We start from the raw sequence: 24,691 nt of genomic DNA on the forward strand, positions 1-24,691 counted from the left end.
GCACGCTATGTTTCATCTCAGTGTTCGAGGCGCTTTGCTAAATTTCTACCCAGTTGCATCATGTGCACTTGATCGGGGCCGTCGGCTAAGCGCAGCGTACGTTGCCCGGCATATTGTTGTGCCAGGAAGGTGTCTTGGCTAACGCCAACGGCACCATGAATCTGAATGGCGCGATCGAGTACGTCCAACGCTACATTCGGCGCGACAATTTTAATCATCGCTATGAGATCTTGCGCTTCTTTGTTGCCAGCTTGATCCATTTTTGCGGCAGCTTTTAAGGTCAATAAGCGCGCTTGTTCGATTTGGCAGGCAGAGCGCGCGATATCTTCGCGCACGGATTGATTCTTTATCATCGGCTGGCCAAATACAATGCGCGAATTGGCGCGCTTGCACATTAACTCGAGCGCTCGCTGTGCGACGCCAACCGAACGCATGCAATGGTGAATTCGGCCTGGCCCTAAGCGCCCCTGTGCAATTTCAAAACCACGGCCTTCACCTAAAATGAGATTGGCCACGGGTACGCGCACGTTTTCAAAAATAACTTCGGCGTGGCCTTCCGGTGCATCGTTATAGCCGAATACGGTCATGGGTCGAGTAACCTTTACGCCCGGGGTGTTCATAGGCACTAATACTTGAGACTGTTGCAAGTGACGGCTGGGATTGGTTGGGTCAGTCTTACCCATCACAATCATAATTTCACATTGCTTGCGGCAGGCGCCAGAGATATAAAATTTCTTGCCGTTAATGACATAATCGTCGCCATCGCGCTCAATGCGGGTTTCGATGTTGGTGGCGTCGCTGGAGGCAACCTCGGGTTCGGTCATGGCAAAAGCGGAGCGAATTTCACCAGCTAAGAGTGGTTCTAGCCACTGTTTTTTCTGCGCCTCGTTACCGTATTTCGCCAACACTTCCATATTGCCGGTATCTGGTGCCGCGCAGTTAAACACCTCTGGCGCCCAGTGCACTTTGCCCATCTGTTCGGCCAGCGGTGCATACTCTAGATTGGTCAGACCTGCACTGTATTTGCCGTAGCTAAGCGGTAAAAATAAATTCCACAGGCCGGCGGCTTTGGCTTTGGCTTTTAATTCTTGCATCAAGGGCGGTGTATTCCATTGGTCGGCATCTACTTGCGCATGCATCTTGGCTTCATTGGGGTAAATGTGTTCATCCATAAATGCGCAGAGCTTTTCTAATAGCTGTGATACTTTTTCGGAGTATTCGAAATTCATTTGCGTTTCCTCAGTAAGATGGGAATTTTTCTATTGTTAAAAAAACGATATGTGTTGGTTTTTGTCACGCTCGTGTAAATGGGGTAAATGATTAAAGCTGTGTAAGCTGAAACCCTGAGAGTTAAAGTGGCAACGGCTCACCGAGGTGTTGGCTGTTTGTAAATTCAGCGCAATCATTGTCTCTGCATCGGCCCGTAGGATGTGTCTCAGTGCCATTGATATGGCTCCGCCTGAGCTGATGATGAGTACCTTTGCTTTATCGGGTTGTGCTTGAATGTGGTTGAGTGACGCGCTAACACGTGCTTCAAATGCGGCCCAACTTTCATCTAATGCCTGCGCGGGTAATTCACCTTGCGACCAGGCCAGTAAACTTTGTTTTAATATCTCAAAAAATACCCGCTTTGGTGCATCGGGGGCAGGTTGCATGTGAGGGTTTAGTGCCAAGTAGGCTGCGGCAAGCTGTTGAAACTGAAACTCATTCCAACCGAGGTCTTGCTCTGATTCACAAGGCAATGCCCCCATGCCTTCGCCAATGGCCGCCAACGTCTGCTGATGCCGTTGCATGCCGCCGCAAATGACGCGGTCAAAGATGATCTCGCGCTCGCGAAAATACTGCCCCAGCAGGCGGCTTTGCTCAAACCCTAACGGTGACAGCTGGTCGTAATTGGCAGCGCCAAAGGACGCTTGACCATGGCGCACAAGGTATAGCTCAGACATCTGTACACACTCTTAGCAGCGATGAGTATAGATACTAGCGCAGCGGGCTAAATCAATATAATTTATTATATTTATCTGTATGTATTCACATTGGTGATTAGCCTTGGCTACATCGCCGGTGTTTCGCGCGGGATTGATGTATGTGCGTTTACTGGGCAGCGGATTAGCGCGCTAGCGCAGTGCTGGTCATGCGGGTTGGGTGGCGGTGCGGGAGTGGGGCGCTGCAGCCGCTCCAAATACAGCGGCGGCTGCAGTGCCGAGGTTTAGTGCAACGGATATATGTAGTGTATCCAAGAGCTCATGCGCAAGAGTATTTTGCGAATGATGGCAAAGTGCTCAGCGTGTTCGCTGTACACGGCCGCTTGGGCAAATGACCCCAACGGCACTTCTTGACGATATTTTTCGAAGTCGGGGTCGGTTACCCGTAACACAACGGCGACCCGGCCGGGTTGTGCTAAAGGATTAAAGCCGATCATGTCGCCCGATGCTTGTAGTTGTCCTTCGCGCATCGCGGGTACTACCATGGCAACCTCTGCTTCGAAGACTTCACCGGGTAGGCTGTCTAAAGAGATTTCAGCTAAGTTACCTTTTTGTAAACGCAGCAGCGCATTTTGTCGAAACATGGCAGTGAAGTAGGCGTCTTCCTTGTGCACGAAAACCATTAAGGGTCTTAACGGCGCAGCCACTGCCCGCATGCCCGGGCGAAGGAAGTTATGTGTCACATAGCCGTCGGTAGGCGCTTTGATAACGGTGCTCGCTAGGTCGAACTGGGCCTTGCGCAATTGTGCGCTGATGTCTTGGTATGTCGCCAGCGCCTGATCGTATTCGCGCAGGCTCACCGCCTTGCGTTCGTACATGGTTTTAATCCGTTGATAGTCGTGCTCCGCCGACACTTCGCGCGCGGAGAGAGAGTCGACGACGGTTTGAAAAGGCGTAGGGTCCAAGGTAAACAAGGGCGTACCGGTGGGGACTGGCTCGTTGGGTTCCACGTGCACCGCAATCACTGTGCCGCTCACATTTGGCACGATTGGCGTGGTAACAAAGTATTCGCGGGCGCTCTCAGAGTAGGGGTGGTTATAGTTCATGGTGAACATAATGGCCGAGATGAGTACGCCGCCACCTAGCACTGCGGTGGGTACTGTCCATTTGTTAAGGGGTAGTCGGAAGACTTTGAAGATGGTTATGCATAGGCCGGCATAAGTCAGCATGAGTAATAATTCCATGATTATGCGGCGCTCTCAGGTTGTTGTGATGCTTCGAGTTGGTCGATGCGCTGAGACAGTTCAAGTACCTGCGCCTCGAGATTTTTTATATGTGTTTGCGGCGTTTGATTGTCGCTGAAGCCCCAGCCTCTGTCTGGCCGGTACAGGGTTGCCCAAATCCACAAAAACGGCCACAGCACATGCAGCGTTAAAATACTTATCCAGCCGGTGTAGTGAATGGCATCTTGGTGCGGATGGTTGCGGTGCTTTGCGATCTCATAGGGAATATCGTGTATGACGATAATGCCGTAGAAAACCGTCAGAGAGGCAAAAATTAAAAGTGCTAACGCGACATAGTCGAGCATGGGTGCATCCTTTCGTGGTTTGTGACTTAGTTTTGTTTATTGGCTGCTGAGTTTAGGTTAATTGGCGTTATTTGGGTATATAGGGTGATGCTTGGGTCACTTGCCGAGCGGAATTTCGGCTACCGGCATTGGGTCTTGGGCGCTATAATGGCGGGCTTTATGCCTCCATTTGAGTAACGCCATGAGCCAGTATCAGGCTGCGATCGCCAAACGCCGCACCTTTGCCATTATTTCACACCCGGATGCGGGTAAGACCACTGTCACCGAAAAACTGTTGTTATTAGGTCAGCTGATTCAGTTGGCCGGTTCAGTTAAAGGTAAGCGGGGGCCGCATGCGCGCTCGGACTGGATGGCAATGGAGCAGGAGCGGGGTATTTCTGTCACTTCCTCTGTGATGCAGTTTCCCTATCACGATCGCGTGGTTAACTTGTTGGATACGCCCGGCCACGAAGATTTTTCCGAAGATACCTACCGCGTATTAACTGCAGTAGATTCGGCGTTGATGGTCATTGACGGCGCCAAAGGTGTCGAAGACCGCACCGTGAAATTAATGAATGTGTGTCGTCTGCGCGACACCCCAATTCTGTCTTTCATTAATAAATTGGATCGCGATATTCGCGACCCGGTTGAGGTGATGGATGAAATTGAAGAAGTTTTAAATATCGCCGCTGCGCCGATTAACTGGCCACTGGGTTCTGGTTCTTTGTTTCGCGGTATTTACAATCTCTACACCGATACCATCACCGTATTTGAAAGCGGCTTTGGTCATACCTTACACGATTTTCGCGAAATAAAAGGCTTGGCCAGCGATGAGGCGACTGTCTTGTTAGGTGATGAGGCCGACGCTATTCGCGATGAAATTGAGTTGGTGCGCGGTGCTACCCATGTGTTTGATCGAGACGCCTACCTTGCCGGTAAGCAAACCCCCGTATTTTTCGGCACGGCCTTATCTAACTTCGGTGTCAAAGAAATGTTAGATGGCTTCGTGGAGTACGCGCCAGCGCCCCAGTCGCGTGAAGCTGAACCGCGCAAGGTTGAAGCCAGCGAGGAAACGTTTTCAGGTTTCGTTTTTAAAATCCAAGCTAACATGGACCCCAAGCACAGAGACCGAATCGCTTTTATGCGTGTCTGTTCTGGCGCTTATAGCAAAGGCATGAAAATGCGTCACGTGCGTATCGGTAAAGATGTCAAAATTGCCGATGCGGTAACCTTTTTAGCCGGCGATCGCGAGCAGGTCGTGGAAGCCTTGGCAGGGGATATTATCGGTTTACACAATCACGGTACGATCCAAATTGGCGACGCTTTTACCGAAGGTGAAGAATTAAAATTCACCGGGATTCCCAATTTCGCGCCGGAATTGTTTCGCCGCATCCGGTTAAAAGACCCGCTGAAAACAAAACAATTGCAGAAGGGGTTGCAACAGCTGTCGGAAGAGGGCTCAACTCAAGTGTTTTTCCCCATGGCCAATAACGATTTAATCGTTGGTGCCGTTGGTGTGCTGCAGTTTGAAGTGGTGGCCTATCGTTTAAAAGATGAGTACAAGGTCGATGCGATATACGAGCCTATTAGCGTTAACAGTGCGCGCTGGGTTGACTGCAAGGACCCGAAAAAATTTGAAGAGTTTAAGCGTAAGTGCCACGACAATTTAGCCCTAGACGGTAGCGGCCACTTAACCTATTTAGCGCCTACTCGGGTAAATTTATCCCTCGCGGAAGAGCGCCACCCAGACGTGCGCTTTAGGGCGACACGGGAACATTAACCGCGATTGCCAGCTTGGTTTACGGGTTAACTTTACCCAGTCTTGGTGCTAAAGCACTAGTAATGATAAGCTGGAAATCGGTATAAAACGACTAGAATAATAACTATGGCTGTAGTTCCGTTCTTACCCGAAAAAGCGCCTCGCTTAGGCAACTCCTTTTCCCGTTGGCTAGGGCGCTCGTTATTGAGGCTATTGGGCTGGCGCTTGGAGGGGGAGTTACCCAACGAGAAGAAGTTGATGGTGGCACTCGCGCCCCATACCTCCAATTGGGATTTTGTGGTTGCCATGCCGATCATCATGGCGCTGGGTATTAAGGTTTCTTACTTGATGAAAAAAGAGGCCTTTATTTGGCCGTTTAGTATTCTATTTCGCTGGTGGGGAGGTATTCCCTTAGACCGAGGCGCCTCCGGTGAAGTGGTTAACCAAGTGGCACAGTGGTATGCCGATCACGATGCTGTGTGGGTCGCCATCACGCCGGAGGGTACTCGCAAGAAAGTCGGCCAATATAAAACTGGTTTTGTGCGCATTGCGCACGCTGCCGGTGTTCCAATCGTGACGATTGCCTGGGACTTCCCCTCGAAATCGATGGTGGTCGATCGTATTTGGACTACCACTGGAAATCACGAGGCCGATGCGGCGTTGATTCGCGAGCATATTAATAGTCACTATCGTGGCGCCGCGCCACAATTGCAGTAGGGCTAAGCCATGACACAAACCCACCCTATTGTTCCAAGCACCCCAGAAGCCTGGCCAAAACTTGGCAACCGTTTTACTCGGTGGCTTGGGCGCAACGGCCTGCGGGTGATGGGTTGGCGCTGCCTTGGCAATCTCCCTGAAACGGGTAAGTTGGTTGTTATTGGTGGCCCGCACACCTCCAATTGGGACTTTGTGATTGCCATGTTTGCGATCATGGCCTTAGGCGTCAAAGTATCTTGGTTGGCAAAGGATTCTATTTTTCGTTGGCCTGTGAAAGGTTTGTGGCTGAAGCTCGGCGGTATTCCTGTCGATCGCGCTTCGGCCAGTGGCATGGTTGGTCAGGCTATTGAAAGCTTAAAGCAAAACACGGCTCAAATAGTCTGTTTGATGCCGGAGGGCACGCGCTCGAAAGTCGACAAATGGCGCACTGGGTTTTTACACATAGCTAAGGGTGCACAGGTACCGATTTTCATGGTGGGCATGGATTTTCCGTCCAAGACCGTCAACTTTGGCAATATGTTTACCGTCGGTGATGACCTAGAGGCAGACCTTGAAAAGGTTAAACAGTTTGTTCGCAGCTTTCGCGGTAAGAGACCTGCATTCCAGTCATAACGAGTGAACACAGGAGTTAAGATTGGACTGGCCCCTGTGGATCTACCTTCTGCTTGCCTGCACAGCTTTCGTTGCTGGTTTCGTTTCCTCCATCGCCGGTGCGGGTGGCATGATCGTTTTGCCGGTGCTTTTGTGGGCCGGTGTGCCGCCTTTGAATGCCTTGGCTGTGAACAAATTTCAGAGTGTGTTTGGAACCCTCAGCTCTACCCTTAATTTTTTCAGCAAAGGCCATCTGGATTTTAAGTCCAATAAACTGGGCTTGCTATGTGCCTTCGTCTCGGCGTTGATTGGTACCTGGCTAATTCAGCGTCTGCCTAACAGTGTGTTGATGAATTTATTACCGTGGATGTTGTTGCTTCTCGCGGTGTATTTTGCCTTTTCCCCTGACATTTCCGACGAGCCAAAGCCGGCACGCTTATCGAATAAGGCGTTTAATCTCACTATGGGCACTGGCTTGGGGTTTTACGGTGGCTTTTTTGGTCCTGGGATGGGGTCTTTTTATGCCGCTGCCTTCGTTCGGTTACGTGGTTTGCCCATGAGCCTGGCCACAGCGCACACCAAGCCTTTTGTGTTGGTGGTCAATACTACTTCGATGCTGATGTTTATCTTTGCCGGTTATCAATGGTGGGGTTTGGCGCTGTTGATGGCGGTGATGCAGTTCCTTGGCGCTAGAATTGGATCAAATATGGTAATAACGCGAGGCGTGAAATTGATCAAACCATTACTGATCATAGTTACATTATTGTTAGCCGCTAAATTGTTGTGGACGGCATAAATGTTGTTAACATTTTTTGTCAGTTTGGTTCTTTTTGGCTTAGTGATTGCGGCGTCATTGACCTGTTTGAGGCCAACCTATCGAATTAATGCCGGGCAGCTTATTGTACTGTTTGATCAGGTATTAACCGGCCGAGCAAGTACCCAGGACTGGCTAGTATTTACCGCTATGCCGATCCGATATGACCCTGCCTTGGAGGCGATTCGGCTCAACTGTTTAGCCTTAGAACAGGCACATTTGCTCGGCGATGCGTCGCGTTTTTTGTTCGATGGCGAAGGCCTGGAGGCGATTCGTCTTATGCGCCAGACGCTGGCGGAGCAGCATGGCAGTGCACACTTGTGACCCACTGTATAAGGTGGTTCAATCACGGCATTAAATTTGGTCAAGGGAATGCGCTATGAATGACTCTCAATCTCGCCCAGTACTGCTTTTTATGATGGGGCTGGCGGCCTTCGTTGTTGTGGTTGCTGGGATGCGAGCGGCAGAATCCTTATTAGTACCCTTTTTGTTGTCTCTGTTTATCGCCGTTATTTGTTCGCCGCCATTGCTGTGGATGAAGAATCGCGGCGTACCGAATGCTATCGCCGTGTTGCTAGTCATCGCGATTATCGTGTTGATGGGGGTGTTGATTGGCGCTGTTGTCGGCGCCTCAATTACCTCGTTTAAAGCCGACCTGCCGCAATATCAGCTGCGTCTTCAGGAAATCAGCGGTGGTTTTCGCACTTGGTTAGAGCACCGAGGTGTGGTGATCGACCGTGGCTTTTGGGCCGATAACGTCAAGCCCTCAGTTGCCTTGGCCTTTGCTGGGAATACATTGACGCAGTTGGGCAATTTAATGGCCAATGCGTTTTTAATTTTATTGACTGTGATTTTCATCCTCGGCGAAGAGATACGTTTTTCCGAGCGCTTGGGGCGTTCCAATCAGAATTTAAAAACCACAATTGAAGGTATTCATCGATTTACCAAGAGTGTTAATCACTACATGGCACTGAAAAGCGGGCTTAGTTTTGTTACCGGTTTGGTGGTTAGCCTTTGGTTATGGTTTCTTGGTGTTGATTATCCACTGCTGTGGGGCACCATGGCCTTTATTTTGAATTTCGTACCCAACCTAGGTTCTCTGTTGGCGGCTGTGCCGGCGGTCTTGTTGGCGCTGGTTCAGTTGGGTGTGCCAGCTGCTGTTTATACGGGATTGGGGTACCTGGTCATAAATTTGGTAATCGGAAATGTGGTCGAGCCGCGAATGATGGGCAAGGGGCTGAACTTGTCGACCTTGGTGGTTTTCCTGTCTTTAGTGTTTTGGGGCTGGGTCTTGGGCCCAGTTGGCATGTTGCTATCGGTACCGTTAACGATGACGGTAAAAATTGCCTTGGAAAGCTACCCTGGCACCAGTTGGATGGGCATTTTACTGGGCGATGATGGCGCCGAGCCCGCTAACGGCGGCGCTGGGGACTAAAAACGGTAGGCCGCAGTCAGTTCCATGCCACCGTCAGTTGATAAGGTTTGTATTTGAAAACCTCGGCTGTAGGTGGGGCGCTCTAGCTGTGAAGCCGATACTGCTTTGCTGAGCAGTGATTGCAAGCCTGAGGATGTTGGCGTTACTGTCTTAGCCTTGGTCATCTGGGCGTAGTGCTGGAAGTGTATGGCTTGGGTTGTGGCTTGTTCAAGCGCGCTGTCTTCGCCGGTATAAAAGGTTTGGGAGAAAGTTTCACCGGCAAAGCAGGTGGGGCAAAGGGCGATGGCGCTGAGGGTAAGTAATACGGCCGATATTGCTTTCATGATGACTACTCGCTACGGGGTAATTTTCGCGCATCCTTTCCCGTGAATCCATGGTTTAACTATGCCTCACTAGCAGTTCATTTTCTGCCAACTGGTTCCGCTACTCATGCTAAATGACTATAGATATGGTCTGATCTATTCCATACCTAAGTAATAGGCCTTATGTTGTTATAAAAAACGGCAGTGCCTGCTAAATCGACCTAGAAAGCGGCTGCTTGGCGGACCTTGCCTTTATCATTGCCCGGCTTGGGGCTTGGGGCTTGGGGCTTGGGGCTTGGGGCTTGGGCAATCTATCGAGACGTTAGACCCGCGTCAGTTGTTGCTGAATTGACATGACCTAGCGAGCAACCGCGCTAGGTCAATCGATGAGACTAGCGTAGATTTCTTTGACCAATAACGGCGAGCGCAGCGACTCGATAGGCTTCAGCGAGGGTTGGAAAGTTAAAGATGCTCTCAACAAAAATATCGACGTCCGCCTCCGCCAATAGCGCCATTTGACCGATATGAATGAGCTCGGTGGCGCCTTCGCCGACGATGCTAACGCCTAACAACTTTTCACCTTTTGCGTCGCATACCAATTTGAGCAAGCCGTCTTGTATGCCGGAAATTTGCCCGCGTGCAATCTCTTCAAAATTCGCTTTTCCAACAATAATATCGCCATGCACTTGCTGCGCTTGCTGCTCCGTTAGCCCAACGGCAGAAAGCTCGGGTATGGCATAAATCCCTGAGGGGATGGTGCTGGCAATGCGGCCAAGGCTCATACCCAAGGCGTTACAGGTGGCGCGCCGGCCTTGCTCCATGGATGCGGAGGCTAAACTTGGTGGGCCTATCACATCGCCGGCGGCATAAATATTCGGCGTTGATGTGCGAAGATTGTTGTCTACAGAGATTAAACCTCGCTCGTTAAGTGCCAAGCCGGCATTTTCAATGTGTAGATCTTTGACGTTGGCGAGCCTTCCAGCCGCACAGAGTAGTTTTTCACTTCTTACCTCTAGACCGTTGTCGCATTTCGTAATCACACCTGCAAGGCCGTCAAATTCAACGGTGGTGACATTGTGCTCGCCTAGCCAAGTACCACCCATATTGGCAAAGGCGTGGACAAACTTTTCGGTGAGGTCGGCATCTAAAAATCCGAGTGGCCGAGGGTATTTATCGATCATGGTGACGTTAACGCCGAGTGCTTGAAAAATAGAGGCATACTCGCTGGCTATAACACCACCGCCTAAAACCACCAAGCTTTTGGGCAGGTATAACATGGAGAGTATCGAGTCGCTGTCGAAAATGTACTCGTGGTCAACCGGAATGTTGTCGGGTTTGCGCGGATAGGAGCCGCTGGCAATAATGATATTGTCGGCGCTAATGGTGGCCGCCTCACCGCGTACCTTTGAGATATGCAAGCTGTGGGCGTCTATAAATTTGGCGCGACCGTGGATGGTTTCGATTTTATTGCGGAGAATTTGCCGGCGCATGTATTCATCGTGAGCGCTCAACACCTGATCTAAACGATTGATGAGCGTCGCCATCTCGGTATCTTCGGCGAGCTTGAAATTAGACAGCGCGGCATTGGCTCGCATGTTTTTTACCCTTAGCGCGTTTTCCCGCAAGGTTTTTGACGGTATGGTGCCTCGGTGTACACAGGCGCCGCCAAGTACTTTGTCGCGCTCAACTAAAGCGACTTTCTTGCCGGCTTTTGCCCCTTGTACCGCAGCTTTTTGTCCAGCAGGGCCGCTGCCGATGACAATGAGATCGAAGTCGTAATTCATCGCCCTAGCATCGCCTCCATAGTGCTTTTGATATCGTCCTTTTTGTCCATCAAGGTTTCGATTTCATCGTCGTACAAATTGAGATCGGCGAGAACTGGCAGCTCAATTAAGTTGGCGGCCGATAGTTGGTCGGGCGAGAGTAGGTGTGTTGCAAATACGGCGCCTCCGTTGATCATGGTGGTTTGCTCTTTGGCCAAATTCGCGTCTTCGTACTGGTGAAAAAACTCAATGGATTCGCAAACAATTTGCGGCATGGCCCAGCGCTGCGCGACGGTTACGCCAACGCGCGTGTGATACAGCTCTTCAAGTTGCTTCACATCGTCTTCGCTGAGCTCCAGTTTCGCTTTGCGCGCCAGTTCGAGTACAGATTGCAGCGCAACCGGTCGTCCGATGGAATGCAGCAAGCCGCACAAAAAAGTGGCCTCTACGTTACGTCGACAGACTCTTGCTATCTCTTTACCCCAAAGCGCAGTGGCCAGTGCGTGCCGCCAAATCCCCGTTATGTGCTTTTCGTAGCCGGGCGCTTTAAACATTTTGGCAGAGATGGATGCGGCAAGGGCTATGTCGCTAATGAGATTCATTCCCAAGCGGGTGATGGCTTGTTGCAGCGAGACCAAGGACGCGTTGGGCGAATAGGCGGCGGAGTTGGCGATATGCATGACGTGTCCCGCCAAGGCTTGATCGCTTTGAATCAACAGCGCTAGTTTGTTGGCGTCTGACTCTGGGTCTTGGGACAGAGTGACAACTTTACTCGCGACTTCAGGCAACATGGGCACATCGAGTTGACCTTGTGCTATGCGGGCTTCGAGCAAGCTGGCGACATGGTTTGCCGTTTCGGAGAGGGCCGGGGCTTGGTTCATGGTCTATCTCAATAGGTTTTATCGAATGGTTTTAGATAGACTGAGTGTAGATCAACTTGAGCAACTTACCGCCAGATGCTTGTCTTTATCTGCGGGTGGTTTGGCTAGATGGTCTAGTTCTGGGTGTTCGTTGTAGGGTGACGCTAGCACCGTGAGAAGCGCGTTAAATGTACCCATGTCGCCGTTGCTAACCGTTTCGATTGCTTGTTGAGCCAAATAATTTCGTAAAATGTACTTTGGGTTAGCGGCTAACATTTGCGCGGTGCGTTGTGTATTCGGTGTTTGTGCACAGGCCGCTTGGTACTTGCTGAGCCAACGTGTTCCTGCCTCGCGGTCGATTAATAGGTCAATTGCATGGTTAGGGTTGTGACTTAGCGACCTAAAAAATTGTGTGTAGTCGATACGATTTTGCGCAAGCATCTGCAACAATGACTGCAATAGCTGTTGGTTTTCTTCGCTGAATTTTGTATCCAACCCAAGTTTTGTCATCATTAGTTGGTAGTAGTGGCTAGAGAGAATTTCCTCATAGCTCGCCAAGGCTTTTTTAATATCGGCAATGTCAATGAAATTCGACAGCGCATGGGCTAGCGCATTTAGATTCCATAGGCCTATGTTGGCTTGGCGATCGAACGCATAGCGGCCTTGATCGTCGGAGTGATTGCAAATATGTCCCGGTTCAAAATCATCTAAAAAGCCAAACGGGCCGAAGTCAAAGGTTTCGCCAATTAATGACATGTTGTCGGTGTTGAGTACGCCGTGTGCGAATCCAACGGCCTGCCAATGAGCGATAAGATTTGCGGTTCTTTGGGTTGCCATCTGTAGCAAGGCAAGGGCATTGTCATGGGTGCTGGAGGGGTCTACGTTGAGGTAGCGCTGAGCACAGTAGTTGATAAGCCGTGCTTGCTCATCTTGCATACCTTGGTAATAAAAAAATTCAAAGTGGCCAAAGCGAATATGACATTGAGTGACGCGCAACAGGACGGCACCAGGCTCTAAGCTTTCGCGTCTCACCTGTTCTGCCGTTGATGCAATAGCTAGAGCTTGGGTTGTTGGTATCTGCAAACCTTGCATGGCAAAAGAGCCAAGGTATTCTCGTAGCGTAGAGCGGAGTACGGCTCGTCCGTCGCCGAAGCGAGAGTAGGGCGTTTTTCCTGCGCCTTTTAAATGGAAGTCCCAAAGCTGTTGATCTCGCCGTCGTTCACCTAGGAGAACGCCACGACCGTCGCCCAATTGTGGGCTGTAACCTCCGAACTGGTGCCCCGCGTATACCATCGCGAAGGGTTTGCAACTGGCCGGAAGGTTACTCGCGGTGACAAGTTCGGAAATGGCCGACAATTCCAACCCCATCTGTGTAGCGAGGGTCGTGTTACAGTGCAATAAGCGCGCATCTTTTAGTGCTGACGGTGCGACGTAGGCACCAAAATTCGTGCCAAGGCATGCAAAGGTAGTTTCGAACTGGGCTGTCATTCATCTATACTCGGCTAAAACTGCAGGCTATGATGCCATAGATGGCTCTAATTAGTTGTGAGCAAGCATTTGGAGCGAAGCTTTGATGGAACAGAATAAAGATCTCGTTTGGGATCTCGATAGTTTTGCCCACCGAGCACGTGCTCATGAGTTTGTTATGGGGTTTGAAAATAAGTTATGTGTATTTTCTCACTCGGTTAATCAGCTCTATACCAATTACAATATTTTTGTGCCCCGTGAAGAAAATCGTAAATTAGTGATATTACCTAACCCTTACGCACACCATGACACGTTTAATAATGTTGATCCAGCCGCACTTGTTCCCACGGGGTTGCATATTGTTCCTGGCAATTCAGCACAAGTGCCGCTGTTGTTGAGCATTCCGTTTAAGAGCGGCAAGACCAAACACCGATTAGTGCCACTACAAATGGGGGTGCGATTGGTCAATCAGAAACGCACACCTGAAAATCCGTTTTTGCCTGTGCTAATGAAAGGCGATTTACGAGAGATGAACGCCAGCACGCCATGCCTACATTTACATGCCTTAAGCCTAGCGAAAATGGGCGACCTTTCGGCCTTGGATCGCAGTGCTATTGCGAGAGTTATTCAGCAGCGCTTGGCGGCATTAGGTTGAAAGTTGCTATTTAGTGGCATAAAAAAAGGCCTCAATTGAGGCCTTTTTTATTTTTACGGACTTACTGTTTTGGAATGCTAAAGGTAATCGGAAGGGTAAATTCAAATTTTTCGCCGAGTACATCTTGTGGCATAGGTGGAAATGGATCTGATCGCTCTACGGCTTTAATCGCTTCGGTATTGAGTAAAGAGTACTTTGTGCCCTCGAGTTCCATACTGTTTAGGACCTTACCATTGCGATCGATAGTCACGGCTATGCGAACACTGCCTTCCTGTTCCCGCTGTAATGCCCGCTTAGGGTAGCGAATATTTTTGTAGGTCCAGCGCAGCAATTTGGAATGGTATAGCTGTCGGCTTACCAGCGATGCGGCTGTCAGAAGTGGCTCTTCCTCTTCATCGAGTTCGTCTTCGTCGAGGAAGGCATTGTTGGTTGTTTTAACAGCGGCAACTTGCGTGGGTTTGGGAGTAGGTTTGGCGACAGCGGGTTTGGCAGCCGCTGGCTCTGGCTTGATGGCCGCTGGCTCAGGTTTGTCTATCGTGGGTGCGGCGGCAATGCTCGGCGCTTGAATGGTTGGTGCACTGACCGCGGGTTTCGGTGCTACTGGCGTAGGTGCTGCGGCTACCACTGTCGCCGTTGCGGCTGCTGCAACGGCCGCAGGCTTGGGGGCGGCCCAATCTTTCACTGCGGCAACTCGCTCGGTGGTGGGCTGAGTGGCTCTGAATCGCGCCAGAAGATTGGCATCGATGTTGCCGGACGACATGATGCGATCGCGAAAGTCTGACGAGAGTGGAACCGAGCCAATCCAAGTCGATAACAACATGTTAAATAGATCGGGTGAACGGCGAATTTTCGCGACATTGACGCCGTTTATCATGACACTGATGCCCTCATTAGGCATGTCATCAACGGTGATAGTGTCGCCGGCCTGCAGTCGCCCCTTGACCACCTTAGTGAACTCGACCATACCGTCGGCGTTGTTTTGTAAGGTGTCTCCGGCGATGTTAATGGCCATACCCTCGATCCACATACGGCTTAGGCCGCGGGATGACACGTCGTTAGCAGTGATGCGTAGCTCTATTCGTCGCTCACCGGATTTGGACATCGCTGTCGCCACATCTCCGGTAGTGGCTGGTAAATAGAGGCCGGCTAGGAACTGCTCTTGACCTAATTTGGAGTAGGGAGCAATACCGTTCAACGTGGGCTCGGCTTGTGCCAAGCTAATGATTAAGCTGGCAGTAATAGCGATGAGCCAGCGGTTTAAGCAGATTGTCATGGCGGGGGGTCACTCTAGTTAGTCAGCAAAATAGCTATCTTTATAGCGTATTGTTATGTGTACACATGTTTTTTGTAATCATGCCAAAGGCTTACTCTACAGCGTTTGGTTTTTACTTCAATAGGTAAATGGCCCCCAAAAGTCGCTTTGAGGGCCGAAACAGCGGGTTTAGAGGTGGGCTGGATGAAGGGGGTTGTTCCAAGTGCTGCCAGAACCAGCCGCGACCGCATCTGGATGGTGTGCCATGAGGTTTTCTACGGACAGACGCTTTTCGGACGGGGTGTCGACCATTACCAGAATATTGCCAGCGTCTAGTTCTTTTTTAAAAAAGCCTAACTTGTAATGCTGTAGGCCTATCCCGATAAAACCGCCCAGCCACGTGAAAAGCCCCGTGCAGAGCACCAGCAATCCAACATAGGCAATCCAATTGGTTTTGGCATCCAGCCCATAAGCGTAGAGTCCAGCACAAGCACAGGCGCCGACAAAGAGCCCTATTAACAGCCCGCCCTCGCCAGCAGGCAGGATATCCGTTGTATCCAAGGGCGAGGCAGTGGGTAAATGATGTTGCTCGAGCGCACCGTCATTTTTGGCGACAAGGTGAAGTTGGTGTTTGAATACGCCATGATTGAGTAAATCTGAGGTGATTTGCTCAGCCGCTTGCAAGGTTGACGTTAAATAGTAGAGGCGTTGCATAAGGGTGCCCTCACTGAAGTTGAATTTTAGCTCGGAAATTACGGGTTTTTTTGAGTTTCCAAAATGTTAACAGCACCATGAACTATAGTGGATTGATAGGCTAAAATGATGACTTGCTCAGATTGACTGGCACTAACTCTACATCTTTTTGTTATAGCCACTCGACATCGACTTTGACCCCACATAGGTTTGCGTTTTATGGAAGTTAAGCCACTTGCGCGTTTTCCTCGTGCAACCATAGAAGCGCTCCTCGCACCTATCCCGTTTTATAAAACCGTAAAAACGGAGGACCCTCAGCAATTTGATATGCTGTTGAGGCATTCGCAGATAGTCGAGTTCAAACCCGGTGAGGTGGTGTTGCGACGAGGTGAAAAAGATCCTTGGTTATACTTCTTATTGAAAGGGCAGCTCGCGGTTTTTGCCAATGACAGTCAAGGCCAGCAAATCATCAACTACATAACGCCCGGTGAAGTGTTTGGCGATATTGCTGCGCTGGTTGAGCAAGAGCGCTCCGCAACGGTCATTGCTGATCACAACTGTAAACAAGTGCTGGTATTCGGCACCGATTTTAAAGCCTTCGGGGCGCTGGAAAACTTTGGCGTTATTAATTTACAGACGAAGCTGACCTACTTCAGAAATTGCACCCATAGTTTACGCTGGAAGTTAGAGGTGTATCGGATGCGCTATCCGGAAAGCGCTTTAGCCTCCAAGCATCGCTCGGTGAAGCTATACACTGGGGCCAAAGGTGGTATTGAGGAGTTGCGTGCAATACATGCACAGGCACGCGAGCTCGCTTGTTTACTACTGAAATGGAATCAGGAGTTTGGTGCTCCATTCATGGGGGCGGGGTGTAAGTCCGCGCCCTCGCCGGAGCTGGTCGATAAGGTTCGCTAGTCGCCAGCTTATACCGTTAACAAGCTTTTCAGTGAGTCCCGCTGTGCTTTTGTAAGACCTTTCACACTGTCTAATTGATTGAGATCCGTATAGGGTCTTGCATCGATAACACGCTGCGCCGCTGTTGCGCCAATGCTGGGAATTCGTTGCAAGCTAGTTTTTGAAATGCTGTTGATATTTATCCGGTCTGTGGCTTTGATGATTTCATCTGCCGAAATACTTTTTTTCACCGTTGTTGGTGCTGGTGCTTGAACCGGTAGGGGTTTGGGTTTTGCCTGCCGCAGTGCTGCGACTTCTTTGCGAAGGTCCGCTAGGTCATCGCCATAGGCGGTGAGCAGAAAGCGAATCCGACTGAGTAAAAATGCAATCACGGCGAGTAGCACTAATATAAGCAAGCTCATTGCCTCATCCTCTTTATTGACAATATTCCGGAAACTGCAGCTGCCATTGCTGAAAGCCACCATCTAGGCTGTAGACCTGAGTGAAAGCTTGCGACGCTAAATATTGCGCGGCACTTTGGCTGGCGTTGCCATGATAGCAACATACTATAGTGGCAAGGTCTTTGTCAGCAGTGGCGATGAAAGCAGCTGCAGATTCGTTGTTGAGGTGAATCGCCTGTTTTATATGACCAGCCTTGTAGCTTTGCTCATCTCGGATGTCGACAATAACGACCTCGGTATTCTGCAGTAATTGCCAAGCCGCTTCGCATTGTAGATGTTTAAACTCGGCCATAAAAATGCACTCCTCGGAGGTTGAGTTTAGCGTTTCGGTAGGCCGTCATATTGCCATGAGAATAGCTACCCTGTGGTATTAAAATTTCAATTTAGTCTTTTTAGGGGCTAGAATGCCGAATCATACTGATCAGTACAATTTACCTTTGGTCAGTGCGTCTATCGCAATTAATTACTATTGAACGAGTAGGTTTCCATGAATCGCGTGCAAGAAATTTGGTCACACAAAAACTATCGTATGGCCATTATCTTTAGTGTTGTGGTTTTAGTCTGGATGTCAACCGGGCTGATTGCCCGCGAACCGGAGCAAACTACGGCAAGCGCCACACCGAATGTGAGTGCACCTGCTAATGTACAAGCGCAAGTAATTCAAGCGCAGACGTACAGCCCTAGCCTGATTATTCGCGCGCGCACTGAACCAAACCGAGCCGTGCAGTTGAAGGCGGAAGTGAGCGGTCGCGTTGAAGCATTACCTATTAAAGAAGGTGCGTCAGTTAAGCAGGGCGATGTTATTTGCCGTCTAGCGGAAGAGGATCGGGCACTTAAAGTTCAGGAAGCTGAGGTTAATTTACGCAAAGCGCAAATCGATTTCGACGGCTCACAGCGTTTAAAAGTCCAAGGCTATCAATCTCAGTCGGCCATTGCCGCCGCTGAGGCGCAATTGGCTCAGGCGCGCTCACTGTTAAAGCGGCACGAGCTGGAGCTAGCTTATACCAAAATCCGCGCGCCCTTTGATGGCATTTTAAATAGTCGCCATGTGGAGATCGGCACGTTTATGCAACGCGGTGATGTGTGCGCTAGCGTGATTGACCTCGATCCGTTAGTTGTTGCTGGGCAGGTATCTGAAAATGAAATTGCCGGCTTGCGGGTCGGCAGTTTAGCGCAGGTGCAATTAGCGGGTACCAGTCGCCAAGGCGAGGTGCGTTATATAAGCCGCGATGCATTGGAGCATACCCGCTCTTTCCTGGTCGAAGTTTCTGTCGCTAACCCTGGAATGAAAATTCCCGGTGGTTTAACCACAAACTTGACGGCGCAACTTGCGAGTTTCAACGCGCAATCGCTATCCCCCGCGTTATTGACCTTGGATGACGCAGGTAAGTTGGGGGTGCGAATTATCGATGAGCAGTCGCGGGTACAGTTTGTCAATGTTCAGATAGTGGGGGATAGCGCTGAGGGTGTTTGGGTGACAGGTTTACCGGATACGGCGCTGTTGATTACAGTCGGGCAAGAATATGTGGCGGTGGGCGAGCAGGTGACCTATCAGCGAGTAGATGGGTCATCGGCAATTGCTGAGGACGGGGCTAAAACTGACGTGCCGGCGTCCGATAGTGCGCAACCTGAAGCTGCGCAGCAGCCATTGTCCGTGTTGGATGCTGGAGCTGCCGAATGAACATATTGAAGTCTGCCGTGAGCCGCTCGCGCGCGACGCTGTCCATTTTAGTGTTGATATTGTTGGTGGGTGTTTTTGCTCGTATCACCATGACAGTGGAGGCCAACCCAAATATTCAAGTGCCTTATATCTTCGTGCAAGTTTATCTCGATGGCGTGTCGCCTGAGGACGGCGCGCGACTGTTGGTGCGGCCACTGGAAAAGGAGCTTAGAACGGTAGAGGGTGTGGATGAAATTATCGCCACATCGCGCGAATCTATTTCCTATTTACTGGTTAAGTTTGAAGCTGATGAAGATCCTCATAGAGCTTTGCGGGAAACGCGAGTGGCGGTGGATCGGGCTAAGGCCGAGTTACCGCCTGCCGCTGAAGAGCCTGTGGTAAAAGAACTGGCAGCAACGCCTATGCCGGCTATTGTTCTAACCTTGGCGGGCGACGGTGCGTCCGAGCGTTCGATCTACCGCACAGCAAAGAAATTACAGCGACAAATAGAAAATATGCCCACGGTATTAAATGCCAATTTAGTGGGTTATCGAGAAGAGATGGTCGAAGTGATTGTCGACCCAGCGCAGTTGGAACATTATCGAATTACTGCCACTGAACTGGCCAATGCCGTGGTCAATAATAATCGCCTAGTGCCCGCAGGTGAGATGGATACGGGTAAAGGTCGGTTCTCCATTAAAGTCCCGGGTTTGATTGAAACCGCGGCCGATGTTCGCACTCTTCCGATCAAATCAACGGCACAGGGCGTTGTTACCTTGGGCGATGTGACAGATATTCGCCGAACCTTTAAAGATGCTAGTCGCTTCACCACCGTCAACGGTAAGCGCGCCATGACTATCGAAGTAGAAAAGCGCAACGGTGCTAATTCCACCGATGTCGCCGAGGGTGTGCGCGCGTTGGCGGAGGCAACGCGGCCAGAATTACCGCCCGGTGTAAGTTTAGGCTTTGTCTTAGACCAGTCAGAATTTACCCGCAGTATGGTGAGTGAAATGGAGGGCAATATTGTTACCGCCATGGCGTTGGTGATGATCATTGTGGTGGCGGCCTTGGGCTTTAGGTCCGGCGCCTTAGTCGGTTTTGGCATTCCCTTTTCATTACTTTTCGCCACCATTGTGGTGAGTCTGATTGGCTTTTCTTTTAACTTTATGGTGATGTTCGGCATGTTGCTGGCACTGGGCATGCTGATTGATGGTGCTATCGTTATCACTGAGTTTGCCGACAGAAAAATGGCGGAAGGCTTAACCAGCCGAGTGGCCTATGAAATTGCCGTTAAGCGGATGTTTTGGCCTGTGGTGGCGTCGACCGCGACGACCTTAGCGGCGTTTTTACCGATTATGTTTTGGCCTGGCGTAGCGGGCCAATTCATGCGTTATTTACCGGTGACGGTATTTGCCGTATTAGTGGGCTCGTTGATTTATGCCTTATTTTTTGCGCCGGTGTTGGGTTCGCTTATGGGGCGAACAAAAATGTCGCAAAAAGTGCAGGATTATTTAAAAAGCTTAGAGCGAGAATCGCCCTTAACCCTGTCCGGTATAACCGGTGCCTATGCCCGATTACTGCATCGAGTTATGCGCTGGCCGGTGTTGATGGCGATAGGTACATTTGCGGTGCTCTATCTTATTTTCAACGTCTATGGGGCTTTCAATGCAGGTGTTGAATTCTTTACTGAGACAGAGGAGAAATACGGCACCGTAGCCGTGCGTGCGCAAGGTAATTTTTCCGTTTATGAAATGGACGAGTTGGTTTCAGAGGTCGAGCAGCGAGTCATGAATATTGATGGCGTACACGTGGTTTATACCGCCACAGGTGCAGGCTCCAGTAGCCAAGCGGGTAACCGCGAGTCGTCTAAGGATCAAATTGGCACAATGTTGGTGGAGCTGCGCGATCCTGCAACGCTGGGTCGCTCCAGTCACGACGTGTTTCGCGAAATTCGCGAGAAAACAGCCGATATTCCCGGCGTTAAAGTTGCTGCGGATGCCTTTGAAGGTGGCCCCACCCAAGGTAAGCCGATTCAAATACAATTGGAGTCCATTAACAGCGAAAAACTGATGGTGGCGACGCGGCAACTGCGCGACCGATTAGAAAAGGAGTTTCCCGGTTTGCGCGATGTTGTTGATACCAGTCCGTTGCCTGGTATTGAGTGGGAGATGAAAGTTGATCGAGCCGTTGCTGCGCAGTTGGGGGTGAATATGATTGATGTTGGCCACGCGGTGTCACTGGTGACCAGCGGCGTTAAAGTGAGCGAGTACCGGCCCGACGATGCCGATGACGAAGTGGATATTCGCGTGCGCTTTCCTTTGGACGCCCGTGGTGTTGGCGTGCTCAATACGCTGCGGGTAACTTCCGCTAACGGCCCTGTGCCGATGAGTAGTTTTGTTACCCCTATCGCTAAGCCCAAGGTTGATAAAGTTCAGCGCAATAACGGCATTGAATTCATGACCGTAAAGGCGGATGTGCAAGCCGGTGAGAATGTGGATCAGCAAGTGAGCTTAATACAAGCGTGGTTGAAAGATAACCCGCTCGACCCTGAGGTGCAGGCCGCATTCCGTGGTACCAATGAAGAGCAGGCTAAATCACTGCAGTTTTTAGGTGTTGCATTTTCGCTTGCACTGTTTTTAATGTTTATCATTTTGGTAACGCAATTTAATAGTTTCTACCAAGCCTTCTTGATTTTGTCAGCGGTTGTTATGTCAACTGCAGGTGTCCTGCTCGGCCTACTGATTACGCAGTCCACCTTTAGCGTCATTCTCACCGGTGTAGGCATTGTCGCGTTGGCCGGCATTGTGGTGAATAATAATATTGTACTGATCGACACCTATAACTATGTGCGCGCCAAGAATCCAGATATGTTGCCTATCGACGCCATCGTATCTGCCTGCGCCCAACGTTTGCGCCCGGTATTTTTAACCACGGCAACGACGGTATTGGGTTTGCTACCGATTGCAATCAATATGTCTGTCGATCTAATTGGTCGGCATGTGGTCATGGGTGGGGTCATCGCGTCGTTTTGGGTGCCGTTGGCGAGTGCTATTGTTTATGGCTTAGTATTTTCAACCTTGCTGACGTTGCTCGTGACACCGGCTATGTTGCTGGTACCAGCGCGGTTAAAGTACCTTTTTGTGGCGTTCAGTGGGCGAGTGCGGAAGCAACCCTCAATTACAACGGCAGACACTCACGCATAGCGGCTTTTTCTAACGCTTAGGGAGAATGCGGCAAACTTCAGCGTTTGAAGCTAATATAGCTAGGGGCTCGGTGTCGTTTCGAGGCTCTTAGTTGATCTTAAGAATGGCTCTCAATGAAATTTGAAGATTATAAATTACCTTTCGGATACCCCTTAGCGCTTGAGGGCGCGAGCGCTGGCGGCGCGCCGTTTAAATTTGCCAGTAAAATTATTGGCTGTATCCCTGGTGATGTCTTGATACTGTCTCACCCTCGTGCTGCTAAGGCCTCGACCTTACGTTCAGGGCAAAAAATTCTTGTCACTATCATGGCGGGTAATGGCGTATTGGCATTCGCCTCTGTGATCGATCAAATCATTGCTCAGCCGCGCTCGCTGGTGTTTTTAACCTATCCGACAAAATTGAGCTTTAAAGAAATACGAGGCGCCACCCGGGTAGAAATTCGCGTGCCTATAGAAGCGTCTAGCTTGTCGGGGTTAATCACGGCAAAAACTTCCGGTGTTATCACTGACATCAGTACATCGGGCGCCAGAATCGAATTAACCGAGTCTATCGGTGATATCGGTGGCAGTATGGAGTTAACCGGCACGGTTACTATCGCTCGCCTAGAGGAAAGATTCAATTTTCCTGCCATTATCCGCTCGCGCGTCGAAAGAAGTACGCGCGAGAGTGAGGCCGAGTTTCCGGCTATTTACGGAATAGAATTCGACGAGGTTCCGCATTCGCAGCGGCTACTACTCTATGCTTTCGTTTATTCATTATTGGCCACCCAATGAAATTATTAATGCAGGCTTTATTGTTTTTCACGTTACTTAATTCCGGCCTTCTAATGGCTCAGGAGTCAGAGCCATCGCTAGATTTAAAGCGCTTGTGGTTACCTAAAAGTTACAGTCAATACTGGGCAAATTTACGCCAAGTTGCCGAATACCAACTGGCGCAAGAGCGATGCGCTGAAGTTATTCGAGCTGAGTTAGACCGTGGCCAAAGTAGCGTAGAAGCCCCTATCTTTGCCGTCATTTGTCGCGACGCGAATCGACGAACTTTCGTTGAGAAGTTTGATGGTGTGAGCTTAGTGTCGCTTACGCCGCTGGTTGCTGAGGCGGCAGACGAGGCAATAGAGGATGTTGCGGCAACTGATTTACAGCCAGTTATTTATCAGCGTTGCCGGGAGTTGTGGCGCGCTGATGTTGCGCAGATGCAAGCATTGGCGTGGCTCGATGATATCGAATCGACAGCGGTTACTGAGCAGGCTGAAATAGAGACTGACAACAACCCTGAGACCACTACAACCGTGACACAATTTACCTTCGTGCGTCGTTTTAACGCCACGGATGCCGCGGGTAACCTGCTTAAATACCTAGCGAGCTGTACGGGTAGTAGTTTGGAGTCGACCCGTACAGAGCTGATAATCCGTCGAGAATAATACTTACCGGACGACTTTCTTACGCGTCAGTTGATCAATGTCCGCGGCGCACAAGCCTAATACATCGCGTAATACTGTTTCAGTGTCCTCACCTAATAGCGGCGGTGCTTTCGATTGATTCAGTTGGCTTCTGCTGTAGTGAATAGGGTTGCCTGCAAGCTCTACAGTGCCAGCTAAGGGGTGTTCCACTTGAATGCGCATACCTCGGTTAATGAGCTGCGGGTCATTAAACACCTTGTCGATGGTGTTGATAGGGCCGCAGGGCACACCTTTTTGTTCAAGTGCCGCTAACCAATCATCGCTGCCTCTTTGTTTAATGAGCGCTGCAATTTGCTCGCACAACACTACTCTATTGGCGACTCGATTTGGGTTAGTCGCAAAGCGTGGATCCAAGGCTAGTTCTGGGCAGCCAGCGACTTCACAGAACTTTTTAAACTGGCTGTCGTTGCCAACCGCCAAAATAATATGACCATCGTTGCTGGCAAAGGCTTGGTAGGGCACGATATTTGGGTGCGCATTGCCCATGCGTTGGGGCGTGATGCCACCGACGAGATAGTTAGAGGCCTGGTTAGCCAATACCGCCGCTTGCACATCAAATAACGCCATGTCGATATGTTGACCAAGGCCCGATTGTTGGCGCTCGATGAGTGCGCCTTGAATGGCTATGGTGGCGTAAAGGCCAGTGAACACATCGGTCACGGCAACGCCCACTTTTTGTGGCCCGGCGCCCGGGTTGCCATCGGCTTCACCGGTGATGCTCATCAGCCCGCCCATACCTTGAATCATAAAATCATAACCGGCGCGCGCACGGTAGGGCCCAGTTTGGCCGAAGCCTGTGATAGAGCAGTAAATGAGTTTCGGATTTAATGCGCTAAGCGTGCCATAGTCGAGACCGTATTTTTTCAAGCCGTCGACTTTGTAGTTTTCGATCACAATGTCCACATGGGTCGCTAACGTTTGAATCAGCGCTTGACCTTCGGCATGGCTAATATCAACCGCAATCGAACGCTTGCCTCGATTGGCTGACAAAAAATACGCCGCCTCCGAGGTGTCTTTATTGCCGGAGTCTTGTAAATACGGCGGGCCCCATTGCCGGGTATCGTCGCCGGCTTGTGGATTTTCCACCTTGATAACATCGGCGCCTAAATCCGCTAATAATTGCCCGGCCCAAGGCCCAGCCAAAATGCGGGAGAGATCAAGTACGCGAATTCCATTGAGTGGCGTATTCATGGTTGGGCTCGACGTTAATGCAG

25 protein-coding genes are annotated in these 24,691 nt (G+C 50.4%); 12 read left to right on the forward strand and 13 right to left on the reverse strand.

Going from position 1 to position 24,691, the window contains the following annotated elements:
* Positions 1 to 17 precede the first annotated feature (17 nt).
* From ACGHTT_RS03030 to ACGHTT_RS03045, 4 genes are all read right to left on the reverse strand, one after another.
* On the reverse strand, positions 18 to 1,229 hold the full coding sequence (locus ACGHTT_RS03030) for an acyl-CoA dehydrogenase family protein (RefSeq protein ID WP_390593412.1): 1,212 nt from the start codon (positions 1,227 to 1,229) through the stop codon (positions 18 to 20).
* 36 nt (positions 1,230 to 1,265) lie between these two features.
* On the reverse strand, positions 1,266 to 1,946 hold the full coding sequence (locus tag ACGHTT_RS03035) for a histidine phosphatase family protein (RefSeq protein ID WP_390593414.1): 681 nt from the start codon (positions 1,944 to 1,946) through the stop codon (positions 1,266 to 1,268).
* A gap of 263 nt (positions 1,947 to 2,209) precedes the next feature.
* Positions 2,210 to 3,169, reverse strand: a complete 960-nt coding sequence (locus ACGHTT_RS03040; protein WP_390593416.1) for an HlyD family secretion protein — start codon at positions 3,167 to 3,169, stop codon at positions 2,210 to 2,212.
* A gap of 2 nt (positions 3,170 to 3,171) precedes the next feature.
* Positions 3,172 to 3,513 (reverse strand): DUF3302 domain-containing protein, encoded by a 342-nt coding sequence (locus ACGHTT_RS03045; protein WP_390593417.1) that lies wholly within the window; start codon positions 3,511 to 3,513, stop codon positions 3,172 to 3,174.
* 181 nt (positions 3,514 to 3,694) lie between these two features.
* Between ACGHTT_RS03045 and ACGHTT_RS03050 the strand changes: the two genes are divergently transcribed.
* The 6 genes from ACGHTT_RS03050 (at position 3,695) to ACGHTT_RS03075 (ending at position 8,808) form a co-directional block, all read left to right on the forward strand.
* Positions 3,695 to 5,272 (forward strand): peptide chain release factor 3, encoded by a 1,578-nt coding sequence (locus ACGHTT_RS03050; RefSeq protein WP_390593418.1) that lies wholly within the window; start codon positions 3,695 to 3,697, stop codon positions 5,270 to 5,272.
* A 105-nt stretch (positions 5,273 to 5,377) separates the two neighbouring features.
* Positions 5,378 to 5,968, forward strand: coding sequence for a 1-acyl-sn-glycerol-3-phosphate acyltransferase (locus tag ACGHTT_RS03055; protein WP_390593419.1), 591 nt, complete (start codon positions 5,378 to 5,380; stop codon positions 5,966 to 5,968).
* A 9-nt stretch (positions 5,969 to 5,977) separates the two neighbouring features.
* Complete coding sequence (locus tag ACGHTT_RS03060; RefSeq protein WP_390593420.1) at positions 5,978 to 6,580, forward strand: 1-acyl-sn-glycerol-3-phosphate acyltransferase; 603 nt, start codon at positions 5,978 to 5,980, stop codon at positions 6,578 to 6,580.
* Between the two features lie 22 nt (positions 6,581 to 6,602).
* Positions 6,603 to 7,355 (forward strand): TSUP family transporter, encoded by a 753-nt coding sequence (locus ACGHTT_RS03065; RefSeq protein ID WP_390593422.1) that lies wholly within the window; start codon positions 6,603 to 6,605, stop codon positions 7,353 to 7,355.
* A complete protein-coding gene (locus ACGHTT_RS03070; protein ID WP_390593424.1) occupies positions 7,356 to 7,697 on the forward strand; it encodes a hypothetical protein in 342 nt (113 codons plus the stop codon). It begins immediately after the preceding gene.
* Between the two features lie 55 nt (positions 7,698 to 7,752).
* The gene (locus ACGHTT_RS03075; protein WP_390593426.1) at positions 7,753 to 8,808 is read left to right on the forward strand and encodes an AI-2E family transporter; all 1,056 of its coding nucleotides are present in this window, start codon (positions 7,753 to 7,755) and stop codon (positions 8,806 to 8,808) included.
* On the opposite strand, the gene ACGHTT_RS03080 is transcribed toward ACGHTT_RS03075, so the two are convergent.
* The 4 genes from ACGHTT_RS03080 to ACGHTT_RS03095 all read right to left on the reverse strand — a co-directional run bounded on the left by ACGHTT_RS03080 (position 8,805) and on the right by ACGHTT_RS03095 (position 13,221).
* Entirely contained in the window at positions 8,805 to 9,131 is a 327-nt protein-coding gene (locus ACGHTT_RS03080; RefSeq protein WP_390593428.1) for a hypothetical protein, read from the reverse strand. The two genes, ACGHTT_RS03075 and ACGHTT_RS03080, sit on opposite strands and share 4 nt — an antisense overlap.
* Before the next feature lie 371 nt (positions 9,132 to 9,502).
* Positions 9,503 to 10,894: a Si-specific NAD(P)(+) transhydrogenase gene (sthA, locus tag ACGHTT_RS03085; RefSeq protein ID WP_390593429.1), complete on the reverse strand. Its 1,392-nt coding sequence runs from the start codon at positions 10,892 to 10,894 to the stop codon at positions 9,503 to 9,505.
* A complete protein-coding gene (locus ACGHTT_RS03090) occupies positions 10,891 to 11,754 on the reverse strand; it encodes an HDOD domain-containing protein (RefSeq protein ID WP_390593430.1) in 864 nt (287 codons plus the stop codon). The genes sthA and ACGHTT_RS03090 overlap by 4 nt, the downstream gene beginning before the upstream one ends.
* Positions 11,755 to 11,805: 51 nt before the next feature.
* Positions 11,806 to 13,221, reverse strand: coding sequence for a YdiU family protein (locus ACGHTT_RS03095; protein WP_390593432.1), 1,416 nt, complete (start codon positions 13,219 to 13,221; stop codon positions 11,806 to 11,808).
* Positions 13,222 to 13,306: 85 nt separating this feature from the next.
* On the opposite strand from ACGHTT_RS03095, the gene ACGHTT_RS03100 reads away from it, so the two are divergent.
* A complete protein-coding gene (locus ACGHTT_RS03100) occupies positions 13,307 to 13,855 on the forward strand; it encodes a hypothetical protein (RefSeq protein ID WP_390593433.1) in 549 nt (182 codons plus the stop codon).
* A gap of 61 nt (positions 13,856 to 13,916) precedes the next feature.
* Here the strand turns inward: ACGHTT_RS03100 and ACGHTT_RS03105 are convergent, their stop codons facing one another.
* Together ACGHTT_RS03105 and ACGHTT_RS03110 are read right to left on the reverse strand one after the other, a co-directional pair.
* Positions 13,917 to 15,128 (reverse strand): TonB family protein, encoded by a 1,212-nt coding sequence (locus ACGHTT_RS03105; protein ID WP_390593434.1) that lies wholly within the window; start codon positions 15,126 to 15,128, stop codon positions 13,917 to 13,919.
* 168 nt (positions 15,129 to 15,296) lie between these two features.
* Entirely contained in the window at positions 15,297 to 15,821 is a 525-nt protein-coding gene (locus ACGHTT_RS03110; protein ID WP_390593435.1) for a hypothetical protein, read from the reverse strand.
* Between the two features lie 198 nt (positions 15,822 to 16,019).
* On the opposite strand from ACGHTT_RS03110, the gene ACGHTT_RS03115 reads away from it, so the two are divergent.
* On the forward strand, positions 16,020 to 16,715 hold the full coding sequence (locus ACGHTT_RS03115) for a cyclic nucleotide-binding domain-containing protein (RefSeq protein WP_390593436.1): 696 nt from the start codon (positions 16,020 to 16,022) through the stop codon (positions 16,713 to 16,715).
* An 8-nt stretch (positions 16,716 to 16,723) separates the two neighbouring features.
* On the opposite strand, the gene ACGHTT_RS03120 is transcribed toward ACGHTT_RS03115, so the two are convergent.
* Positions 16,724 to 17,116 carry a ComEA family DNA-binding protein gene (locus tag ACGHTT_RS03120; protein ID WP_390593437.1) on the reverse strand — a complete coding sequence of 131 codons (393 nt, stop codon included), beginning with the start codon at positions 17,114 to 17,116 and terminating at the stop codon, positions 16,724 to 16,726.
* Between the two features lie 13 nt (positions 17,117 to 17,129).
* Positions 17,130 to 17,447, reverse strand: coding sequence for a thiosulfate sulfurtransferase GlpE (glpE, locus tag ACGHTT_RS03125; protein ID WP_390593438.1), 318 nt, complete (start codon positions 17,445 to 17,447; stop codon positions 17,130 to 17,132).
* 195 nt (positions 17,448 to 17,642) lie between these two features.
* Here glpE and ACGHTT_RS03130 point away from each other — a divergent pair, with 195 nt between their 5' ends.
* From ACGHTT_RS03130 to ACGHTT_RS03145, 4 genes are all read left to right on the forward strand, one after another.
* Positions 17,643 to 18,836, forward strand: coding sequence for an efflux RND transporter periplasmic adaptor subunit (locus ACGHTT_RS03130; RefSeq protein WP_390593439.1), 1,194 nt, complete (start codon positions 17,643 to 17,645; stop codon positions 18,834 to 18,836).
* Positions 18,833 to 22,018: an efflux RND transporter permease subunit gene (locus tag ACGHTT_RS03135; RefSeq protein ID WP_390593440.1), complete on the forward strand. Its 3,186-nt coding sequence runs from the start codon at positions 18,833 to 18,835 to the stop codon at positions 22,016 to 22,018. Before ACGHTT_RS03130 ends, ACGHTT_RS03135 begins: the two co-directional genes overlap by 4 nt.
* Before the next feature lie 113 nt (positions 22,019 to 22,131).
* The gene (locus ACGHTT_RS03140; RefSeq protein WP_390593441.1) at positions 22,132 to 22,791 is read left to right on the forward strand and encodes a flagellar brake protein; all 660 of its coding nucleotides are present in this window, start codon (positions 22,132 to 22,134) and stop codon (positions 22,789 to 22,791) included.
* Positions 22,788 to 23,438 carry a hypothetical protein gene (locus ACGHTT_RS03145; protein ID WP_390593442.1) on the forward strand — a complete coding sequence of 217 codons (651 nt, stop codon included), beginning with the start codon at positions 22,788 to 22,790 and terminating at the stop codon, positions 23,436 to 23,438. Before ACGHTT_RS03140 ends, ACGHTT_RS03145 begins: the two co-directional genes overlap by 4 nt.
* Positions 23,439 to 23,441: 3 nt before the next feature.
* Here the strand turns inward: ACGHTT_RS03145 and ACGHTT_RS03150 are convergent, their stop codons facing one another.
* Entirely contained in the window at positions 23,442 to 24,668 is a 1,227-nt protein-coding gene (locus tag ACGHTT_RS03150) for a CaiB/BaiF CoA transferase family protein (RefSeq protein ID WP_390593443.1), read from the reverse strand.
* Between the last annotated feature and the right edge of the window lie 23 nt (positions 24,669 to 24,691).

It is taken from the genome of Simiduia litorea (assembly GCF_042853465.1).
GTDB classification, from domain to species: Bacteria; Pseudomonadota; Gammaproteobacteria; order Pseudomonadales; family Cellvibrionaceae; genus Simiduia; species Simiduia litorea.

Coding starts and splice junctions, on each gene's coding strand:
- ACGHTT_RS03030 (WP_390593412.1), bottom strand. CDS start 1,229: ATGAATTTCGAATACTCCGAAAAAGTATCACAGCTATTAGAAAAGCTC.
- ACGHTT_RS03035 (WP_390593414.1), bottom strand. CDS start 1,946: ATGTCTGAGCTATACCTTGTGCGCCATGGTCAAGCGTCCTTTGGCGCT.
- ACGHTT_RS03040 (WP_390593416.1), bottom strand. CDS start 3,169: ATGGAATTATTACTCATGCTGACTTATGCCGGCCTATGCATAACCATC.
- ACGHTT_RS03045 (WP_390593417.1), bottom strand. CDS start 3,513: ATGCTCGACTATGTCGCGTTAGCACTTTTAATTTTTGCCTCTCTGACG.
- ACGHTT_RS03050 (WP_390593418.1), top strand. CDS start 3,695: ATGAGCCAGTATCAGGCTGCGATCGCCAAACGCCGCACCTTTGCCATT.
- ACGHTT_RS03055 (WP_390593419.1), top strand. CDS start 5,378: ATGGCTGTAGTTCCGTTCTTACCCGAAAAAGCGCCTCGCTTAGGCAAC.
- ACGHTT_RS03060 (WP_390593420.1), top strand. CDS start 5,978: ATGACACAAACCCACCCTATTGTTCCAAGCACCCCAGAAGCCTGGCCA.
- ACGHTT_RS03070 (WP_390593424.1), top strand. CDS start 7,356: ATGTTGTTAACATTTTTTGTCAGTTTGGTTCTTTTTGGCTTAGTGATT.
- ACGHTT_RS03075 (WP_390593426.1), top strand. CDS start 7,753: ATGAATGACTCTCAATCTCGCCCAGTACTGCTTTTTATGATGGGGCTG.
- ACGHTT_RS03080 (WP_390593428.1), bottom strand. CDS start 9,131: ATGAAAGCAATATCGGCCGTATTACTTACCCTCAGCGCCATCGCCCTT.
- sthA (WP_390593429.1), bottom strand. CDS start 10,894: ATGAATTACGACTTCGATCTCATTGTCATCGGCAGCGGCCCTGCTGGA.
- ACGHTT_RS03090 (WP_390593430.1), bottom strand. CDS start 11,754: ATGAACCAAGCCCCGGCCCTCTCCGAAACGGCAAACCATGTCGCCAGC.
- ACGHTT_RS03095 (WP_390593432.1), bottom strand. CDS start 13,221: ATGACAGCCCAGTTCGAAACTACCTTTGCATGCCTTGGCACGAATTTT.
- ACGHTT_RS03100 (WP_390593433.1), top strand. CDS start 13,307: ATGGAACAGAATAAAGATCTCGTTTGGGATCTCGATAGTTTTGCCCAC.
- ACGHTT_RS03105 (WP_390593434.1), bottom strand. CDS start 15,128: ATGACAATCTGCTTAAACCGCTGGCTCATCGCTATTACTGCCAGCTTA.
- ACGHTT_RS03110 (WP_390593435.1), bottom strand. CDS start 15,821: ATGCAACGCCTCTACTATTTAACGTCAACCTTGCAAGCGGCTGAGCAA.
- ACGHTT_RS03115 (WP_390593436.1), top strand. CDS start 16,020: ATGGAAGTTAAGCCACTTGCGCGTTTTCCTCGTGCAACCATAGAAGCG.
- ACGHTT_RS03120 (WP_390593437.1), bottom strand. CDS start 17,116: ATGAGCTTGCTTATATTAGTGCTACTCGCCGTGATTGCATTTTTACTC.
- glpE (WP_390593438.1), bottom strand. CDS start 17,447: ATGGCCGAGTTTAAACATCTACAATGCGAAGCGGCTTGGCAATTACTG.
- ACGHTT_RS03130 (WP_390593439.1), top strand. CDS start 17,643: ATGAATCGCGTGCAAGAAATTTGGTCACACAAAAACTATCGTATGGCC.
- ACGHTT_RS03135 (WP_390593440.1), top strand. CDS start 18,833: ATGAACATATTGAAGTCTGCCGTGAGCCGCTCGCGCGCGACGCTGTCC.
- ACGHTT_RS03140 (WP_390593441.1), top strand. CDS start 22,132: ATGAAATTTGAAGATTATAAATTACCTTTCGGATACCCCTTAGCGCTT.
- ACGHTT_RS03145 (WP_390593442.1), top strand. CDS start 22,788: ATGAAATTATTAATGCAGGCTTTATTGTTTTTCACGTTACTTAATTCC.
- ACGHTT_RS03150 (WP_390593443.1), bottom strand. CDS start 24,668: ATGAATACGCCACTCAATGGAATTCGCGTACTTGATCTCTCCCGCATT.